Genomic DNA, 18,741 nt, shown 5'->3' with positions numbered 1-18,741 from the left:
CCCTCGACAACCACCTTCGGTCGGACCAGTCTATTCACCCCGCGTGCGCACCCGCCGACGGCGTCGGGTGAGTCAGATGAGGTCCAGCGGGTCGAGTTGGACCCGCAGCGGGTCCGGGTCCTTGCGGGCGGTGCGGACGGCCTGCGCCTTGGCGAGAACGGCGGCCAACTCACGGCCCTCCGGACGGGCGACGCGGATAAGAGCGCGTTCGCGGGTATCCGGGGACTCAGGGTCACCTAGCGGTACGGGACCGAGGATCTCGCCTGTGGACGGTAGGGGAAGCTCCGCCAAGAGCTTCGCGACAGCGTTGGGCGGACCCTCGACCGACGCCATGCGCACGGCGGGCGGGAAGCCGAGTTCCGTGCGGGCGGCCAGTTCGACGCCCGCGTGCCACGCTGGGTCCCAGCGGACGAGGGCCTGGACCGGGGCGAGCGTGGAGTCGGCGAGGACGACGACCCGACCGCCGTCGGTGCCGGGCCGGACCAGGGCGGCGGCGGTCATCCAGCGGCGCAGGGCCTCCTCGGCGGCCCGCAGGTCGACGCGGCTGAGCAACGCCCAGCCGTCGAGCAGCAGCGCCGCGCCGTACCCGCCCTCGGCGACCGGTTCGGCACCCGGCGTGGCCACCACCAGCGCCGGTTTGGCGTCGACGGTCGCGAGGACCTCCTTGGCACCGGAGGTGCGGACGGGGAACCCGGTGAAGGCGCGCCCGAGTTCCTCCGCGGTCCGCTTCGCGCCGATGACAGCGGCCCGCAGACGTCGCGAACCGCAGTTCTGGCACCGGAAGTTGGCCTCGGTAGCCGCGCACCACCGGCACGCGGGTGGGCGGGCCTCGCCTGCAGACGGCGGAATGCCCAGCGGTCCCGCGCACCGGCGGCAGCGGGCGGGGGCCCGGCACTCCTGGCAGGTCAACGCGGGCACGTACCCCCGGCGCGGCACCTGGACCAGCACCGGGTGCCCGGCCGACAACGCCGCCCGCGCCGCGTCGAAGGCGACCGACGGAACACGGGCAGTGCGTGCGGCGGGGTCGCGAGCCAGCTGCGAGTCGTGCTCGCCGATGGCGGTCACCCTGGGGGCGGCGGCACGCAGTTCGGTGCGGCCGGCGACGATCTCCGGCGCCCACCCGGTTTCCACGAGCAGTTGCGCCTCGGCGGTCCGCGCGAACCCGGCCACGAGCATGGCCGCGCCGGTGCGAGTGGCTCGCTGGATCAACACATCCCGCACGTGCGGGTAGGGCGAACGCGGGTCTGAGTGCTGGTCGTCCCCGTCGTCCCACACGATAAGAACCCCGGGATTGGCCACGGGTGCGTAGGCGGTCGCCCGTGTGCCTACGACGATCCGGGCCACCCCGCGACGGACGGACAACCAACCCCGGTAGCGCTTAGCCGGTCCTAGGTCGGCCGAGAGCGCGACGACGCCGTCCTCCCCCACCAAGGCGGCGCACGCGGCGCGCACACGCGTGACGTCCCGGTGGTCGGGTACGACGATGACAGCGCCACGGTCAGCGGAGGCGGCAGTAGCGGCTACCTCTGCCAAGCGTGCGGGCCAGTCCTCCCCCGGTAGCGCCTGCCACACAGCGTGCGCCTGGCGTCCGGCGTGCAACGCGTCCAGGAACGCCGCTCCTCGCGGGTAGCGCGACCATCCTGCGGGGTCTGGTGGCGCGGGAGCCGCGGCAGGCTCAACGGGTTCCTCGGCCTCTACGCGCGCGTGGCGAGGTGGGACTGCCAGCCGCAGGACGTCGATCATCGTGCCGCCGTACCGGTCTGCCACAGCACGGCAGAGGCCAGCGACCTCGGGTGAGAGAACCGGCTCCGGCGAGACAACCTTGTCCAGGAACAACAACCGGCTGGTCTCTAGGTCCGATTCGGCAACCCTCTCGGCAACGAACCCGTCGGTCAGCTGTCGGTTGAACCGCACGCGCACACGGCACCCCACGACGACCTCGGCGTCGAGCTTCTCGGGCACGAGGTAGTCGAACGTGCGGTCCAAGTGGGCCAAGGGGGCGTCCACCCACACCTTCGCCACGGGCAGTTCAGGCGCGGCGGCTTGCCGCCCCTTGGCCGGGGCCGGTGGTGGTGGTTTCGACACCGCGACGTCGAAGAGTGCGTCGGGGTCGGGTTCGGACATAGGGGCTGGTCTACCAGACGCTCAGTCCGAACGGTCCTGGTGGTAGGACGCGTAGAGGGTGACGATCTCGGCTCGGTCGCCGGTCTCGGCCTCTTCGCGGATGCGGCGGTTGAGGCCTACGGGGTAGCCGTGCTTGATGAGGCGCCGCTCGCACGCGTCCTCCATGAACGACAACGAGAAGTACAGCCCGGTGGCGTACCCGGCGGCCACCATGGAGAACCGCAGGGACAGCGGTCCCGGAACCAGCAACAGCAACCACAGCGGCGTGAACAACACCAGCACCCGCGCGAAGTGCCGGAGAACCCAGGTGCTCGCGGTCAGGTCCCACAGCACCCAGGAGCGGTACCGGTCCGGGAGGCTGCCACCGACCGCGTACCACAGCCATCGCAGGGGGTTCGGTCGCTGGAAGTGCACTCCACGAATCGTAGGTGCCCACATAAGAACATCACCTCTCCCCCACGGGTACCCAATGGGGAAGAGGTGATGCTGACGAAAGCTCTTACGCGCCCGCGGCCGTGCGCAGGTCGTCGACGCGGTCGGTGCGCTCCCACGGCAGGTCCAGCTCCGGGCGGCCGAAGTGGCCGTACGCGGCGGTCTGGGCGTAGATGGGGCGCAGCAGGTCCAGGTCCCGGATGATCGCGGCCGGGCGCAGGTCGAACACCTCGCGCACGGCGGTCTGGATCTTGGCCGGGTCGACCTTCTCGGTGCCGAAGGTCTCCACGAACAGGCCGACCGGGGCCGCCTTGCCGATCGCGTAGGCGACCTGCACCTCGATGCGGTCCGCGAGCCCGGCGGCGACCGCGTTCTTGGCCACCCAGCGCATCGCGTAGGCCGCCGAGCGGTCCACCTTCGACGGGTCCTTGCCGGAGAACGCGCCACCGCCGTGGCGGGCCATGCCGCCGTAGGTGTCGACGATGATCTTGCGGCCGGTCAGGCCGGCGTCACCCATCGGGCCGCCGATGACGAACCGACCGGTCGGGTTGACCAGCAGGCGGACGTCGCTGGAGTCGAGGTCGAGCTCGCCGATCTCGGGGAGCACCACCTGCTCGCGCACGTCCACGCCGAGCAGCTTGTCCAGGTCGACGCCCTCGGCGTGCTGGGAGGACACCACGACGGTGTCGAGCCGGACCGCGCGGTCGCCGTCGTACTCGATGGTGACCTGGGTCTTGCCGTCCGGGCGCAGGTAGGGCAGCACGCCGTCCTTGCGGACCTTGGTCAGCCGCTTGGAGAGGCGGTGCGCCAGCGCGATCGGCAGCGGCATCAGCTCGGGGGTGTCGGTGCAGGCGTAGCCGAACATCAGGCCCTGGTCACCGGCGCCCTGGCGGTCGATCTCGTCGAGCGCGTTCTCCACCCGGGTCTCGTGCGCGGTGTCGACGCCCTGGGCGATGTCCGCGGACTGCGCGCCGATGGCCACGTTCACGCCGCACGAGTTGCCGTCGAACCCCTTGGCCGAGGAGTCGTAGCCGATGCGCAGGATGACGTCGCGCACGATGCTCGGGATGTCGGCGTACGCCTCGGTCGTCACCTCACCGGCGACGTGCACCTGGCCGGTGGTGACCAGGGTCTCCACCGCGACGCGTGATCGCGGGTCCTTGGCCAGCAGCGCGTCGAGCACCGCATCGCTGATCGCGTCGCAGATCTTGTCCGGGTGGCCTTCGGTGACCGACTCGGAAGTAAAGAGCCTACGGCTGCCGTTCTCGCTCACGAGTTACCCCACATCGTCCGCCCTGTGTCCGGGCAACTGTACTGAAACGGGCCCTGGGGCGGCTCACCGTTTGAGCAGTCCCACAACGGAGTCCCAGACTTCGGTGGCGAGTTGCGCCTTCGAGCCCAACGCGATCGGGCGTTCGGCGCCCGACGACGACAACAACCAGCCCGCGTTGTCCTCGGTCTCGAACGCCTTGCCCTCGCCGACCGCGTTGACCACCAGGAGATCACAGCCCTTGCGCTTGAGCTTGGCGCGCGCGTGGTCGAGCACGTCGGCGCCCGAGTCGCCGGTCTCGGCCGCGAACCCCACGATGACCTGCTCGGGCGGCAGCGCGCCCGAGGTGCGGGCGTCGACCAGCTCGGCCAGCACGTCGGCGTTGCGGGTGAGCGCGACCGGGTCCGGGTCGCGGCCGGTCTTCTTGATCTTGTACGTGGCCGTCGTCACCGGCCGGAAGTCGGCGACGGCGGCGGCCATCACCACCACGTCGGCGCCGTCGGCGGCCGCGTGCACCGCGTCGCGCAGCTGCGCGGCGGTCCCCACGCGCACCACCTCGACGCCCGCCGGTTCCGGCAGCGCGACGGTGTGCGCCGAGACCAGCGTCACCCGGGCGCCGCGCTGGGCGGCGGTGCGGGCCAGCGCGTAGCCCTGCTTGCCGGAGGAGCGGTTGCCCAGGTAGCGGACCGGGTCGAGCGGCTCACGGGTCCCACCGGCGGAGACGACGACCCGAACCCCCTCGAGGTCGCGGGGCAGCGCGTCCGGCCGGTGCAGCAGCAGCCGGGCGAGGTCGACGATCTCGGCGGGGTCCGCCAGCCGTCCCTTGCCCGTGTCGGCGCCGGTGAGCCTGCCGCTGGCGGGCTCGGTCACCACGGTCCCGCGCGTGCGCAGGGTGGCGACGTTGGCCTGGGTGGCCGGGTGCTCCCACATCTCGGTGTGCATGGCCGGGACCATCAGCACCGGGCACCGCGCGGTGAGCAGGGTGCCGGTGAGCAGGTCGTCGGCGAGGCCGTTGGCGGCCTTGGCCAGCAGGTCGGCGGTCGCCGGGACCACCACGACCAGGTCAGCCCGCTGGCCGAGCCGGACGTGCGGCACCTCCGGCACGTCGGAGAACACGCCGGTGTGGACCTTGTTGCCCGAAAGGGCCTCGAACGTGGCCGCGCCGACGAAGCGCAGCGCGGCCTCGGTGGGCACCACGCGCACCTCGTGACCGGACTCGGTCAACCGGCGCAGCACCTCACAGGCCTTGTAGGCGGCGATGCCGCCACCGACGCCCAGGACGACCCGTGGCCGCTCGGTCACTCGCCCTCGGTGTGCTCAAGCAGGCCGGAGTGGATCTCGCGCAGGGCGATGGACAGCGGCTTCTCCCGGGGACCGGGCTCCACCAGCGGGCCGACGTACTCCAGCAGGCCCTCGCCGAGCTGCGCGTAGTAGTCGTTGATCTGCCGCGCGCGCTTGGCCGCGTAGATGACCAGCGCGTACTTCGAGCTGACCTTGTCGAGCAGGTCGTCGATCGGGGGGTTGGTGATGCCTTCGAGCTGCGTCGTCGGCTCGCCGAGAGCGCCAAGCTCGGTAGGGGTGATCACTCGGTGCACTCCTGGTTCGAGGGGTCCGGAAGCACCAAGGTTAGCAACTCCCGCGCGGCGGTCGGCACATCGGCGTTCACCACGACCGCGTCGAACTCCGACTCGGCGGCCAGTTCCTGCTTGGCCACCGCCAGCCGGTGCGCCACCACCTCGGGATCCTCGGTGCCGCGGCCGGTCAGCCGGGACACCAGGGCGTCCCACGACGGGGGCACCAGCATGACCAGCAGGGCGTCCGGCATGGCCAGGCGCACCTGGCGGGCCCCCTGCAGCTCGATCTCCAGCACGGCGGGCCTGCCCTCGGCGAGCGCGGCGCGCACCGGGCCGCGCGGGGTGCCGTAGCAGTTGCCCGCGTATTCCGCGTGCTCGAGCAGTTCGCCCTCGGCGTGCATCCGCGCGAACTCCGCGCGGTCGACGAAGTGGTAGTGCGCGCCGTCGACCTCACCGGGGCGCGGGGCCCGGGTGGTGGCCGAGACGCTGAAGTAGACGTCGGGGTGCAGCCTGCGCAGTTCGGCGACCACGCTCGACTTGCCGACCCCCGACGGGCCGGAGACGACAGTGAGCCGGGACCGGGGCGCTACGCCCGGTCCCGGCCCACGGCCAGGCGATTGCTCGGTCACTCGCCGCTGAACTCGGCCAGCAACGCCTTGCGCTGGCGGTCACCAAGGCCGCGCAGGCGCCTGCTCGGCGCGATCTCCAGGCGCTCGATGATCTGCTGGGCACGCACCTTGCCGACGCCCGGCAGGGCCTCCAGCAGCGCGGTGACCTTCATCTTGCCCAGGACCTCGTCGTTGTCAGACTGGGCCAGCACGTCCTTGAGGGTGGTTCCGCCTCGCTTCAGGCGCTCCTTGAGCTCGGCTCGGGCGCGACGGGCGGCAGCCGCCTTCTCCAGCGCTGCGGCCCGCTGCTCCTCGGTCAGCTGGGGAAGGGCCACGATTTCCTCCGTGGGGGTGGGATTTCTTCCGGATCGGTGCCGCGACGTTACCGACCCCTGGCCTGCGGGGACAACGCGGGTCCAGCATGTGCGGTGCGTGACCCCGGGCCAGAAGTTGATCAACAACGCGTGATCTTCGCGGGGCTGACCTGGGAATTCACCGCCGTGCCGACCGTCACAGCAGCGGTCACGCAGCGCGATCGGGACACCGGCGGTTGGCGAAAGTGTCGCCTCCGCCACTCCTGGGAGCCCCCTGAACACACCCGGTCAGCCCATAGCCGTCTACCTGGGCGAACACGACGCGGGCAGCACGAAAGCCCCCGCGGGGCCCGAAACGGGCCACCGAGGGGGTCCTCGTGCTGGGTTCAGCTCAGCGCGCGGCGGCCGCCAGTTCGTCGCGAACGCGCAGCGCGGCGGAGCGCAGCGCGGCGACATCGGGGCCGTGCCGCAGGACGTCGCGGGAACTGGCGGGCAGCACCGCGGGCAGGGCCGCGCCGAACACGGCGGCGAGGTCGGCCGGGCCCGCGCCCTGGGCACCGAGCCCGGGGGCGAGCAGCGGCCCGTTGAGCGCCGAGAAGTCCAGATCCGTACGACCCACGGTCGCACCCACCACGAGCCCCACAGAGCCCAGCGGGGCCGCGCCCGCGTTGCGCGCGGCGGCCTGGTCGACGATCGACTGCGCCACGGTCACACCGTCGACCGTGGCGCGCTGCACGGTCCCGCCCTCCGGGTTGGAGGTGCGGGCGAGCACGAAGAGGCCGCGACCGGTGCGCGCGGCCTCCTCGATGGCCGGGTCCAGCGAACCGAACCCGAGGTAGGGCGAGACGGTGACCGCGTCGGCGGCCAACGGCGAGGAGTCCGACAGGTACGCCTGGGCGTAAGCGGCCATCGTCGAGCCGATGTCACCCCGCTTGACGTCGAGCAGGACCAGCGCGCCCGCCGCCTGGGTCTCGGCGATGACCCGCTCCAGCACCGCGACGCCCCGCGAGCCGTACGCCTCGAAGAACGCCGACTGCGGCTTGAGCACCGAGATGTCGCCCGCGAACGCCTCGACGCAGGTCAGCGCGAACCGCTCCAGGCCGCTCGCGTCGCGGGGCAGGCCCCACTGGTCGAGCAGCCCGGGGTGCGGGTCGATGCCCACGCACAGCGACCCGCGCGCGGCGACGGCGTCGACGAGCCTGGCCCCGAACGGCGCCCTGCCCATCACTTGCCCCAGTCGGCGAGCAGTGCGGCCTGCAGCGCCTGCAGCGGCCGCACCCCGATGTCGTCGCGGATCAGCGCCTCGATGCCGTGCACGGCCGCCGCGGCGCCCTGGATCGTGGTGATGCAGGGGATGTCGCGGGAGACGGCCGCGGTGCGGATCTCGTAGCCGTCCACCCTCGGGCCGTGGTTGCCGTACGGGGTGTTGATGACCATCTCGACCCCGCCGTCGCGGATGAGGTCGACGATGTTGTCCTCGCCCTCGAAGTGCTTGCGCACCACGGTGCACGGGATCCCGTTGCGGCGCAGCACCTCCGCGGTGCCCGAGGTGGCCAGCACCTCGAAGCCGAGGTCGGCGAGGCGCTTGACCGGGAACACCATGGCCCGCTTGTCGCGGTTGGCCACCGACACGAACACCCGGCCCGAGGTGGGCAGCGAGCCGTAGGAGGCGGTCTGCGACTTGGCGAACGCCTTGCCGAACGAGGCGTCGATGCCCATGACCTCGCCGGTGGACTTCATCTCCGGGCCCAGCAGCGAGTCGACGCCCTGGCCCTCGGGGGTGCGGAACCGGTGGAAGGGCAGCACCGCCTCCTTGACCGCGACCGCCGCGGCGGCGGGCAGCACCGCGCCGTCGCCGGTGGCCGGGAGCATGCCCTCGGCGCGCAGGTCGGCGATGGTGGCGCCGAGCATGATCCGCGCGGCCGCCTTGGCCAGCGGCGCCGCGGTCGCCTTGGACACGAACGGCACGGTGCGGCTGGCGCGCGGGTTGGCCTCCAGCACGTAGAGCACGTCGTCCTTGAGCGCGTACTGCACGTTGAGCAGGCCGCGCACGCCGACGCCGAGCGCGATGGCCTCGGTGGAGCGGCGCACGGCGTCCATGTCGGTGCGGCCCAGGGTGATCGGCGGCAGCACGCACGAGGAGTCACCGGAGTGGATCCCGGCCTCCTCGATGTGCTCCATGACCCCGCCCAGGTACACCTCGGTGCCGTCGCAGAGCGCGTCGACGTCGATCTCGATGGCGTCGTCGAGGAACCGGTCGACCAGCACCGGGTGCTCCGGGCTGACCTCGGTGGCGCGCTGGATGTAGCCTGCGAGGGTCGTCTCGTCGTAGACGATCTCCATGCCGCGCCCGCCGAGCACGTAGGACGGGCGGACCAGCACCGGGTAGCCGATCTCGTCGGCGATGCGCTTGGCACCGGCGAAGGAGGTGGCGGTGCCGAACTTCGGCGCGGGCAGGCCTGCGGTGGTCAGGACCTCGCCGAAGGCGCCCCGGTCCTCGGCGAGGTGGATGGCGCTGGGCGGGGTGCCCACGATCGGCACGCCCACGTCCGCCAGCCGCTGCGCCAGGCCGAGCGGCGTCTGCCCGCCCAGCTGCACGATCACGCCCGCGACGGTGCCCGAGGCCTGCTCGGAGTGCACGACCTCCAGCACGTCCTCGAAGGTGAGCGGCTCGAAGTAGAGCCGGTCGGAGGTGTCGTAGTCGGTGGAGACGGTCTCGGGGTTGCAGTTGACCATCACGGTCTCGTACCCGGCCGCGCGCAGCGACATCGCCGCGTGCACGCACGAGTAGTCGAACTCGATGCCCTGGCCGATGCGGTTGGGACCGGAGCCGAGGATGAGCACCTTCGGCTTCTCGGTCTGCGGCAGCACCTCGGTCTCGGCGTCGGGGTCGAGCTCGTAGGCCGAGTAGTGGTACGGGGTGAGCGCGGCGAACTCCGCGGCGCAGGTGTCGACCGTCTTGAACACCGGCCGGACACCGAGGCGGTGGCGCAGGCTGCGCACGCCGTCCTCGCCCGCCAGCTCCGGGCGCAGCGCGGCGACCTGCCGGTCGGACAGGCCGGAGCGCTTGGCGCGGCGCAGCAGCGGCTCGTCGAGCACCGGCGCGGTCTCCAGCTCGGTGCGCAGCCCGACCAGCGACAGCACCTGGTCGACGAACCACGGGTCGATGCCGGAGGCCTCGTGCACCTGCTCGACGGTGGCGCCGAGGCGCAGCGCGCGCTCCAGCGTGTAGAGCCTGCCGTCGTGGGCGACGCGCAGCGCGTCGAGCACCGACTCCAGGGACTCGCCCTCGGGGTCGGGCGTGGTCCAGAAGCCGACCGCCTTGGTCTCCATGGACCGCAGCGCCTTGCCCAGCGCCTCGACGAAGTTGCGGCCGATGGACATGGCCTCGCCGACGGACTTCATGGTGGTGGTCAGCGTCGGGTCGGCGCCGGGGAACTTCTCGAAGGCGAACCTCGGCACCTTCACCACGACGTAGTCCAGGGTCGGCTCGAAGCTGGCCGGGGTCTCGCCGGTGATGTCGTTGCGGATCTCGTCGAGGGTGTAGCCGATGGCCAGCTTGGCGGCGATCTTGGCGATCGGGAAGCCGGTGGCCTTGGACGCCAGCGCGCTGGAGCGCGACACCCGGGGGTTCATCTCGATGACGACCATGCGGCCGTCGGCCGGGTTGATCGCGAACTGGATGTTGCAGCCACCGGTGTCGACGCCGACCGCGCGCAGCACGTCGATCCCGACGTTGCGCATGTTCTGGAACTCGCGGTCAGTCAGCGTCATCGCGGGCGCGACGGTCACCGAGTCGCCGGTGTGCACGCCCATCGGGTCGATGTTCTCGATCGAGCAGATGACGACGACGTTGTCGCGCTTGTCGCGCATCAGCTCGAGCTCGTACTCCTTCCAGCCGAGCACGCTCTCCTCGATGAGCACCTCGGTGACCGGGCTCTCGGTGAGGCCGGTGGAGGCGAGCCGCTCGAGCTCCGCGGGCGTGTGCGCCATGCCGGAGCCGAGGCCGCCCATGGTGAACGAGGGCCGGATGACGACCGGCAGGCCGAGCTCGTCGACGGTGGCGCGGACCTCGTCCATCGAGTGGCAGACCCGGCTGCGCGGGGTCTCGCCCCCGATCTGGGCGACGATGTCCTTGAACTTCTGCCGGTCCTCGCCGCGCTGGATGGCGTCGATGTCGGCGCCGATCAGCTCGACGTTGTACTTCTCCAGCACGCCGCGCTCGTGCAGCGCGACGGCGGTGTTGAGGGCGGTCTGGCCACCGAGGGTCGCCAGGATCGCGTCCGGGCGCTCGGCGGCGATGACCTTCTCGACGAAGTCGGGGGTGATCGGCTCGATGTAGGTGGCGTCGGCGAACTCCGGGTCGGTCATGATCGTGGCCGGGTTGGAGTTGACCAGGCTGACCCGCAGGCCCTCCTCGCGCAGCACCCGGCAGGCCTGGGTGCCGGAGTAGTCGAACTCGCAGGCCTGGCCGATGACGATCGGGCCGGAGCCGATCACCAGCACGTGCTTGATGTCGTCGCGCTTGGGCATTACTTGCCGCCCTCCATCAGGGTCACGAACTGGTCGAAGAGGCTGGCCGCGTCGTGGGGACCGGCCGCGGCCTCGGGGTGGTACTGCACGGAGAAGGCGGGGACCTCGAGCGCCTTCACGCCCTCGACGCAACCGTCGTTGGGGCAGTAGTGGCTCACGGTGGCCTTGCCGTACGGGGTGTCGAAGTCCTTGCCCGGCTCGCCCTCGAGCGCGAACCCGTGGTTCTGCGCGGTTATGGCGACGGCGCGGGTGGCCACGTCGATCACCGGGATGTTGATGCCCCGGTGGCCGTAGCGCAGCTTGTAGGTGCCCAGGCCGAGCGCGCGCCCGAGGATCTGGTTGCCGAAGCAGATGCCGAACAACGGGATCCGACGCTCCAAGACGCCCTGCGTCAGCGCTACCGCGTGGTCAGCTGTGGCAGGGTCACCTGGGCCATTGGACAGGAACACGCCGTCAGCGCCTACCGCGAGCAGGTCGTCGAGCGAGCTGGTCGCGGGCAAGACGTGGGTCTCGATGCCACGCGCGGCGAGCATGCGCGGGGTGTTGGACTTGATGCCCAGGTCCAGCGCGGCCACCCGGAACCGGCGCTCGCCGACGGCGGGCACCACGTACGACTGGGCGGTGCTGACCTGGCTGGCCAGCTCGGCGCCCAGCATCTGGGGGCTTTCCTTGACCCGCGACAGCATCGTCTCGGCGTCGGTGACCTCCGCGCCGGAGAACACGCCCGCGCGCATGGCGCCGCGCTCGCGCAGGTGCCGGGTCAGCGACCGGGTGTCGATACCGCTGATGCCGACCACGCCCTGCTCGACGAGCGCGTCGTCGAGCGAGCGGGTGGCGCGCCAGTTGGAGGGAACGCGGGCCGGGTCGCGCACGACGTAGCCGCTGACCCAGATCCGGTCGGACTCGTCGTCCTCGTCGTTCCAGCCGGTGTTGCCGATCTGCGGGGCGGTCGCCACCACGATCTGGCGGTGGTAGGAGGGGTCGGTCAGCGTCTCCTGGTAGCCGGTCATGGCCGTGCAGAAGACGATCTCGCCGAAGGTGGTCCCGGCGGCGCCGAACGCCTCGCCGCGGAACACCCGGCCGTCCTCGAGGACCAGCGCCGCGGCGGTCCGTGTGCTCGTCTCACTCACCGTGTCGTACCTCCGGTGTCGGTGCCGGTGCCAGCACCGGTGTGTCAGTGGGGGCTGCCGGGTCGGTGGGGGCCGGGCGCAACGCGCGCAGAGCGGGCACCCACCGGTCGTAGTCGTCCTTGTCGTCGGCGCGGAAGCCGGTGTCGAACTCGTGCTCGTCGACCGCCCAGCGGACCACGAGCAGCCCGTCGCCGCCCATGACCTTCCCGGCGATCCCGGCCTCGGTACGGGCCTCGCGGACCGCGCCCGCGGGGATCCACACGGCGCCCGCGCCGACCCGGTCGAGCAGCAGGCCGTCCGCGACCAGGTAGGCGGTGGCCTCGGCGCGGAACCCGAGGTCGCCGATCGCCACTCGGTCCTGCCAGCTCTTGGCCGTGACCGTGCTGGCGTAGACGCCGGTGCTGGGCGGCAAGAGGGTCACCGCGGAGCCGTCGCGCACCGCCGCCAAGAGGGCAGCGGGCACGTCGGGGAACGGCGGGAGGACCTTCGCCTGACGGCGGGCCTTGTTGCGGTAGCCCCACCACATCAGTAGGACCAAGAGGGCAAGGACCGCGAGGAACAGCAGGGTCAGAGTCAGCCGGTTCACGCTGTCGCCTTCCCGTCCCGTGCGGTCAAACGGCCACGCAGGTAGGTCGCGACGACCGCACCCGGTAGCTCCATGCCCTCATAGGGCGTGTTCGCGGCGATGCTGGCCAACTCGGCGCCGCGCACCGTCCAGCGCGCGGCCGGGTCGACCAGGGTGATCGTGGCCGGTTCCCCCACCGCGATCGGACGGCCCTGGTCGGGAAGGCCCGCGATCTCGGCGGGGCGCTCGCTCATCACCCGTGCCACGCCGCGCCAGTCCAACAGGCCCGGCTCGACCATGGTCGCGACCACGATCGACAGCGCTGTCTGCAACCCGAGCATGCCGGGCCGCGCGGCGGACCACTCGCAGTCCTTGTCCTGGGACGCGTGCGGCGCGTGGTCGGTGGCGACGCAGTCGACCGTGCCGTCGGCCAGCGCCGCGCGCAGCGCCTTCGCGTCGGGGGCGGTGCGCAGCGGCGGGTTGACCTTGTTGACCGGGTCGTAGGTGTTCAGCCGCTCGTCGTCGAGCAGCAGGTGGTGCGGGGTGACCTCGGCGGAGACCCGGGTGCCGCGCGCCTTCGCCCAGCGCAGCACCTCGGCGGTGCCCTCGGTGGAGACGTGGCAGACGTGCAAGCGGGCGCCGACGTGCCTGGCGAGCAGGCAGTCGCGGGCCACGATGGCCTCCTCGGCGACCGACGGCCACCCGGCCAGGCCGAGCCGCGCGGCCAACTCGCCCTCGTGCGCCTGGGCGCCGACGGTCAGCCTCGGCTCCTCGGCGTGCTGGGCGATGACGGCGTCCAGCGCCTTGGTGTACTCCAGCGCCCGGCGCATGATCAGCGGGTCGGCCACGCACAGGCCGTCGTCGGAGAACAGCCGGACCTTGGCCACCGAGCGGGCCATGGTGCCCAGCTCGGCCAGCCGCTCGCCCTTGAGGCCGACGGTGACCGCGCCGACGGGGTGCACGTCGACCAGGCCGATCTCCTGGCCCCGGCGCCACACGTGTTCGACGACCACCGCGTTGTCGGCGACCGGGTCGGTGTTGGCCATGGCGAAGACCGCCGTGTACCCGCCCAGCGCCGCGGCGCGGGAGCCGGTCTCGATGGTCTCGGTGTCCTCCCGGCCCGGCTCGCGCAGGTGGGTGTGCAGGTCGACGAACCCGGGCAGGGCGACCAAGCCCTCGGCGTCGACGGTCTCGGTGGAGTCCTTGATCGCGAGACCCTTGCCGATGGCGGTGATCACGCCGTCGGTGACCTCGATGTCGACGGCGTCCTCGCCGTAGGGGCGCGCGCCCCTGATGACGACCGTGCTCACGCGGCGTCCTCCTCTCCGGCCAGCAGGTGGTACAGGACCGCCATGCGCACGTGCACGCCGTTGGCGACCTGCTCGGTGATCGCGGCGCGCGGCGAGTCGGCCACCGCGGGCGCGATCTCCATCCCGCGCAGCATCGGACCGGGGTGCAGCACCACCGCGTGGTCGGGCAGCATCGCCGCGCGGGCCTCGCTGAGGCCGTAGGCGATGGAGTACTCGCGCGCCGACGGGAAGAACCCGCCGTGCATGCGCTCGGCCTGCACGCGCAGCATCATCACCGCGTCTGCCGTGGGCAGCTCGGCGTCCAGGTGGTGCGAGACGCGCAGCGAGCCCGCGGCGCCCACCGGCCAGTCGCCGACCCGGGTCGGCAACAGGGTCGGTGGGGCGACCAGCACGACATCGGCGCCGAACGAGGTGAGCAGGTGCACATTGGACCGGGCGACCCGGCTGTGCAGGACGTCGCCGACGATCGCGATCCGACGGCCCTCGACACCACCGAGCCGCTCGCGCAGGGTCGCCATGTCCAGCAGCGCCTGCGTCGGGTGCTCGTGGGTGCCGTCGCCCGCGTTGACCACGCTGGTGTTGGTGTGCGACAGCCAGGACGCCAACCGGTGCGCGGCACCGGAAGCGGGGTGGCGGACCACGACGCAGTCGGCGCCCGCGGCGGCCAGGGTGAGCGCGGTGTCGCGCAGGGACTCGCCCTTCTTCACCGAAGAACTACCGGCGGAGACGTTCACCACGTCCGCGCTCATCCACTTCCCGGCGATCTCGAAGGACACCCTGGTGCGGGTGGAGTCCTCGTAGAAGCAGGTGATGACCGTCCGGCCGCGCAGCGTGGGCAGCTTCTTGACCTCGCGGCCCAGCAGCGTGCGCTTGAGACCGTCGGCGGTGTCCAGGATGGCCAGCGCGGTCTCGGGGCTGAGCCCGTCGGTGCCCAGCAGGTGCCTCACGACCGCTCCCCCGCCCGGTTGAGCAGGACGGCGTCGCGGCCATCGGTCTCGGTGAACAGGACGTGGACCTCCTCGGTGCGCGCGGTGGGCACGTTCTTGCCCACGTAGTCGGCGCGGATGGGCAGCTCGCGGTGGCCCCGGTCGACCAGGACGGCCAGCTGGACCGCGCGCGGGCGGCCGACGTCGCGCAGCGCGTCGAGCGCGGCGCGGATGGTGCGGCCGGAGAACAGCACGTCGTCGACCAGGATGACCAGGGCGTCCTCGATGCCACCCGGCGGCAGCGCGGTCTGCCCGAGCGGGCGGGTCGGCTTGCGGCGCAGGTCGTCGCGGTAGAGGGTCACGTCGAGGGTGCCGACCGGGACCTGGATGTCGCTGAAGTCGGCGACCCGCTGGGCCAGCCGGGCGGCCAGCGGCGCCCCCCTGGTGGGGATGCCCAGCAACACGACCGGGCTGGCGCCGGACGCGCCGAGCGAGGTCTTCTCGATGACCTGATGGGCCATTCGGGCGATGGTGCGCGCGACGTCACCGGCGGAGAGCAGCTCGCGCCGCTCGGCCGGTTCCGGCGCGCCACGGGGCCGTGGCGGCACGGAGGACTCCTTCCCCGCCTCACGGGACGGGTCGTTAAAGGTGTCTAGCGACCCCTCTGACCTGGGATCGCGTCGACCGTACCAGGGTGAGGCGCGCCACTGACCGGGTGGTCGGGGGCCACTCGCGGCGATGTCCTTGACGAACCAGCTTGACCTGGTGACAACTCTGGGTAACCATTACTCTGCGTGTTGATTTGAAGCTACCCGCGGCAGTCCTTAGCGCCGACGGGGCGAATGAATGGAGAACCGCCGCATGGGCGACTACGCCAAGGCGCTAGGGGCCAAGCTCCGCGCCATCCGTCAGCAGCAGGGGCTGTCGCTGCACGGCGTCGAGCAGAAGTCCGGTGGCCGCTGGAAGGCCGTCGTGGTCGGCTCATACGAACGGGGTGACCGCGCCGTCACCGTCCAGAAGCTCGCCGAGCTGGCGGACTTCTACGGCGTGCCGGTGGTGGAACTCCTCCCCGAGGGCCGCGTCCCCTCCGGCGCCGAGCCCGCCACCAAGATCGTGATCAACCTGGAGCGGCTGCAGCAGTTGCCCGCGGAGAAGGTCGGCCCGCTGGCCCGCTACGCCGCCACCATCCAGAGCCAGCGCGGTGACTACAACGGCAAGGTGCTGTCCATCCGCACCGAGGACCTGCGCTCCCTGGCGATCATCTACGACATGACCCCGGGCGAGCTCACCGAGCAGCTCATCGACTGGGGCGTGCTGCCCCCCGAGGCGCGCCCGTCCAAGGAGGACTAGATTCGCCACCGCCCGACACCCGACCGCGCAGACGGGGATGCTGCCCGGTCGGGTGTTTTTCATGCCCGGGGTCGGTGCGGACCGGGCCTCACCCAGGTGGCGGTTGTCCACAACGGCCGGAGTTGTCCACAGGTCTCGCGGCCCCCTTCCGCGCGCCCCGGGAGCCGGTAGACTGGGCCAGGGGACGCCCCCCGGGACAGGGTGGGGGCTGGGGTCCGGGCGGTCGCGGCCGGGCGGTGATCTTGAGTGGGGCGCCCTCGGCTGGTTCCGGGAGGCCGCGCTGGGGGTGAGCGGGCTGGGACCTGGGGGCTTGCCAGGGGTCGAGCTGGCCGAGTCCTGGGTGGCCGCCGGTGGTAAGCGGCCTGGGCCGGGAGCGGCCCGCCGGTCGAGCCAGGGGTGGTGCGCCGGTGTTGACCAGCGGTGGGATCGGCCTGGGTCGGCGCGGGGGTGCGGCCAGGGGGCCGAACCGGGCCGCGCCGCAGGGTCCTACAGGGTGGCGCGGAGGCGTTCGGCGATGCCGCCGATGCGGCCGAGGACCCCGTTGACGAAGCGCGGGGAGTCGTCGGTGGACAGCGTCTTGGCGAGCTGGACGGCCTCGTCGATGGCGACCGCGTCAGGGACGTCGGTCGCCCAGAGCAGCTCGTAGAGGCCCAGCCGCAGGACGGCCAGGTCGACGGCGGGCATGCGGGTGAGCGACCAGCCCTCGGAGTGCTCGGTGAGCAGCTCGTCGATGCGGGCGCGGTGGGTGGTGACGCCCTCGACGAGCGTCACCGTGTAGTCGTTGACCGGGGGGACGTCCGGCGAGCCGACCCGGTCGGCCAGCAGGCTGACCGGGTCCTCGCCGCGCACGGCGGCCTCGAAGAGCAGGTCCACCGCCCGCTTGCGTGCTTTGCTGCGGGCGCCCACGTCAGCTGTTGACTCGGCCGAGGTAGCGACCGTCGCGGGTGTCGACCTTGACCTTCTCGCCGGTGGTGACGAACAGCGGCACCTGGATCTCGGCGCCGGTCTCCAGCCGCGCGGGCTTGGTGCCGCCGGTGGAGCGGTCGCCCTGCAGGCCGGGGTCGGTGTGCTCGATGACCAGCTCGACCGAGGTCGGCAGCTCGATGAACAGCGGCACGCCCTCGTGCGAGGAGACCACGGCGGTGCCGTTCTCCAGCAGGAACCTGGCCTGCTCGGCGACGGTCTCCGCGGAGACCGGGATCTGCTCGAAGGTGTCGCCGTCCATGAAGTAGTACTCGGCGCCGTCGTTGTAGAGGTAGGTCATCTCGCGGCGGTCCACGGTCGCGGTCTCGACCTTGACACCCGCGTTGAACGTCTTGTCGACGACCTTGCCGGTGAGCACGTGCTTGAGCTTGGTCCGCACGAACGCAGGCCCCTTGCCGGGCTTGACGTGCTGGAACTCCACCACGGTCCACAACTGGCCCTCGATGTTGAGCACCAGGCCGTTCTTCAGGTCGTTGGTCGACGCCACTGGATGGATCTCCTGTTGTCCGCGCGTGGCCGTCCGAGAGGTCTAGACGACCATGAGTTGCTTGGTGGTCTGCGTGAGGAGTTCGGGATGGGCGTCCCGCACGACGAGCGTGTCCTCGATGCGGACCCCGCCGAGCCCGGACAGGTACACGCCCGGCTCCACGGTGACCGCCATTCCGGCCGAAAGTGTACCTTCGCCGGTTTTGGCCAGGCTCGGTGCCTCGTGGATCTGCAGGCCGACGCCGTGCCCGAGGCCGTGCAGGAACTGATCACCCCGGCCTGCGGCCTCGATGACCTGCCGCGCGGCGGCGTCGACGGCCGACACCGCGACCCCGGGGGCCAGCGCGGCGGTGCCCGCGGCCTGGGCGGCGGCGACCAGGTCGTAGATCTCGTGCTGCCAGTCCGACGGCTCGCCGAGGACCAGGGTGCGGGTCATGTCGGAGTGGTAGCCGTGCAGCAGGGCGCCGAAGTCGAGCTTGACGAAGTCGCCCGTGCGCAGGACGGCGTCGGTGGGCCGGTGGTGCGGGATGGCCGAGTTCGCGCCGGTGGCGACGATGGTGTCGAAGGCGGGGGCGGCGGCGCCGTGGTCGCGCATCCGGTCGTCGAGCTCCCTGGCGACGTCGCGCTCGGTGCGGCCGGGTCGGATGCCGCCCTCGGCGATCAGGTCGGCCAGCGCGGTGTCGGCGATGGCGCAGGCCTGGCGCAGTGCCTCCACCTCGGTGTCGTCCTTGACCAGCCGCAGCGCCTCGACGAGTTGGGGCGCGCGGACGAGCTCGACCCCCTCGGCGGCCTTGGTCAGCGCGGTCAGCCCGTCGACGGTGACGTGCTGGCTCTCGAAGCCGATCGCGGCCAGCCGGTCGGCGGCCGCCCTGGCGGCCAGCGCGCGGGCGCTGGCGCGGTCGATGACCCGCTCCAGGCCGGGGACCTGGTCGGCGGACTGCTCCTGGTAGCGGCCGTCGGTGCAGAAGACCGTGCGGTCGTCGCCGTCGGCGTGGACGAGGAGGGCTCCGTTGGAGCCGGTGAACCCGGTGAGGTAGCGCAGGTTGCGCAGGTCACCGATGAGTAGGGCGTCTAGGCCTCGGTCGCGCAAGGTGCTGCGCAACGCGGCGCGACGCCGCTCGTGCGGGTCGGACAT

At 72.0% G+C, this 18,741-nt stretch carries 18 protein-coding genes; 1 reads left to right on the top strand and 17 read right to left on the bottom strand.

Annotated elements, in window-relative coordinates; genetic code table 11:
- Positions 1–72 precede the first annotated feature (72 nt).
- The 14 genes from LV79_RS27600 to pyrR all read right to left on the bottom strand — a co-directional run bounded on the left by LV79_RS27600 (position 73) and on the right by pyrR (position 15,394).
- Positions 73–2,124, bottom strand: a complete 2,052-nt coding sequence (locus tag LV79_RS27600) for a primosomal protein N' (RefSeq protein WP_253841146.1) — start codon at positions 2,122–2,124, stop codon at positions 73–75.
- A gap of 21 nt (positions 2,125–2,145) precedes the next feature.
- Positions 2,146–2,538, bottom strand: coding sequence for a DUF5313 family protein (locus tag LV79_RS27595; RefSeq protein WP_253841145.1), 393 nt, complete (start codon positions 2,536–2,538; stop codon positions 2,146–2,148).
- Positions 2,539–2,623: 85 nt separating this feature from the next.
- Complete coding sequence (metK, locus tag LV79_RS27590; RefSeq protein WP_253841144.1) at positions 2,624–3,829, bottom strand: methionine adenosyltransferase; 1,206 nt, start codon at positions 3,827–3,829, stop codon at positions 2,624–2,626.
- 63 nt (positions 3,830–3,892) lie between these two features.
- Entirely contained in the window at positions 3,893–5,128 is a 1,236-nt protein-coding gene (gene coaBC / locus LV79_RS27585) for a bifunctional phosphopantothenoylcysteine decarboxylase/phosphopantothenate--cysteine ligase CoaBC (protein ID WP_253841143.1), read from the bottom strand.
- On the bottom strand, positions 5,125–5,412 hold the full coding sequence (rpoZ, locus tag LV79_RS27580) for a DNA-directed RNA polymerase subunit omega (RefSeq protein WP_092776269.1): 288 nt from the start codon (positions 5,410–5,412) through the stop codon (positions 5,125–5,127). The genes coaBC and rpoZ overlap by 4 nt, the downstream gene beginning before the upstream one ends.
- On the bottom strand, positions 5,409–6,029 hold the full coding sequence (gene gmk / locus LV79_RS27575; protein WP_253841142.1) for a guanylate kinase: 621 nt from the start codon (positions 6,027–6,029) through the stop codon (positions 5,409–5,411). The genes rpoZ and gmk overlap by 4 nt, the downstream gene beginning before the upstream one ends.
- On the bottom strand, positions 6,026–6,343 hold the full coding sequence (mihF, locus tag LV79_RS27570) for an integration host factor, actinobacterial type (protein ID WP_018686179.1): 318 nt from the start codon (positions 6,341–6,343) through the stop codon (positions 6,026–6,028). The genes gmk and mihF overlap by 4 nt, the downstream gene beginning before the upstream one ends.
- Before the next feature lie 370 nt (positions 6,344–6,713).
- The gene (pyrF, locus tag LV79_RS27565) at positions 6,714–7,547 is read right to left on the bottom strand and encodes an orotidine-5'-phosphate decarboxylase (protein ID WP_253841141.1); all 834 of its coding nucleotides are present in this window, start codon (positions 7,545–7,547) and stop codon (positions 6,714–6,716) included.
- Positions 7,547–10,855: a carbamoyl-phosphate synthase large subunit gene (carB, locus tag LV79_RS27560; RefSeq protein ID WP_253841140.1), complete on the bottom strand. Its 3,309-nt coding sequence runs from the start codon at positions 10,853–10,855 to the stop codon at positions 7,547–7,549. The genes pyrF and carB overlap by 1 nt, the downstream gene beginning before the upstream one ends.
- Positions 10,855–11,985 (bottom strand): glutamine-hydrolyzing carbamoyl-phosphate synthase small subunit, encoded by a 1,131-nt coding sequence (gene carA, locus LV79_RS27555; RefSeq protein ID WP_253841138.1) that lies wholly within the window; start codon positions 11,983–11,985, stop codon positions 10,855–10,857. The genes carB and carA overlap by 1 nt, the downstream gene beginning before the upstream one ends.
- Complete coding sequence (locus tag LV79_RS27550; RefSeq protein WP_253841136.1) at positions 11,978–12,571, bottom strand: PH-like domain-containing protein; 594 nt, start codon at positions 12,569–12,571, stop codon at positions 11,978–11,980. The genes carA and LV79_RS27550 overlap by 8 nt, the downstream gene beginning before the upstream one ends.
- Positions 12,568–13,860, bottom strand: coding sequence for a dihydroorotase (locus tag LV79_RS27545; RefSeq protein ID WP_253841134.1), 1,293 nt, complete (start codon positions 13,858–13,860; stop codon positions 12,568–12,570). Before LV79_RS27545 ends, LV79_RS27550 begins: the two co-directional genes overlap by 4 nt.
- Positions 13,857–14,807: an aspartate carbamoyltransferase catalytic subunit gene (locus LV79_RS27540; protein WP_253841133.1), complete on the bottom strand. Its 951-nt coding sequence runs from the start codon at positions 14,805–14,807 to the stop codon at positions 13,857–13,859. Before LV79_RS27540 ends, LV79_RS27545 begins: the two co-directional genes overlap by 4 nt.
- Positions 14,804–15,394 carry a bifunctional pyr operon transcriptional regulator/uracil phosphoribosyltransferase PyrR gene (gene pyrR, locus LV79_RS27535; protein ID WP_285470686.1) on the bottom strand — a complete coding sequence of 197 codons (591 nt, stop codon included), beginning with the start codon at positions 15,392–15,394 and terminating at the stop codon, positions 14,804–14,806. The genes LV79_RS27540 and pyrR overlap by 4 nt, the downstream gene beginning before the upstream one ends.
- 253 nt (positions 15,395–15,647) lie before the next feature.
- Between pyrR and bldD the strand changes: the two genes are divergently transcribed.
- Positions 15,648–16,136: a transcriptional regulator BldD gene (gene bldD, locus LV79_RS27530; RefSeq protein WP_018686187.1), complete on the top strand. Its 489-nt coding sequence runs from the start codon at positions 15,648–15,650 to the stop codon at positions 16,134–16,136.
- Positions 16,137–16,622: 486 nt separating this feature from the next.
- Here the strand turns inward: bldD and nusB are convergent, their stop codons facing one another.
- From nusB to LV79_RS27515, 3 genes are read right to left on the bottom strand one after another with little or no spacing between them, the layout of a single operon-like run.
- The gene (gene nusB / locus LV79_RS27525; RefSeq protein WP_253841131.1) at positions 16,623–17,042 is read right to left on the bottom strand and encodes a transcription antitermination factor NusB; all 420 of its coding nucleotides are present in this window, start codon (positions 17,040–17,042) and stop codon (positions 16,623–16,625) included.
- A 1-nt stretch (position 17,043) separates the two neighbouring features.
- Entirely contained in the window at positions 17,044–17,607 is a 564-nt protein-coding gene (efp, locus tag LV79_RS27520; protein ID WP_253841129.1) for an elongation factor P, read from the bottom strand.
- Positions 17,608–17,649: 42 nt separating this feature from the next.
- Complete coding sequence (locus LV79_RS27515) at positions 17,650–18,741, bottom strand: M24 family metallopeptidase (protein WP_253841128.1); 1,092 nt, start codon at positions 18,739–18,741, stop codon at positions 17,650–17,652.

This window comes from Actinokineospora globicatena (assembly GCF_024171945.1).
Lineage (GTDB): Bacteria > Actinomycetota > Actinomycetes > Mycobacteriales > Pseudonocardiaceae > Actinokineospora > Actinokineospora globicatena.
This window is presented reverse-complemented; position numbering and strand designations above follow the sequence as displayed.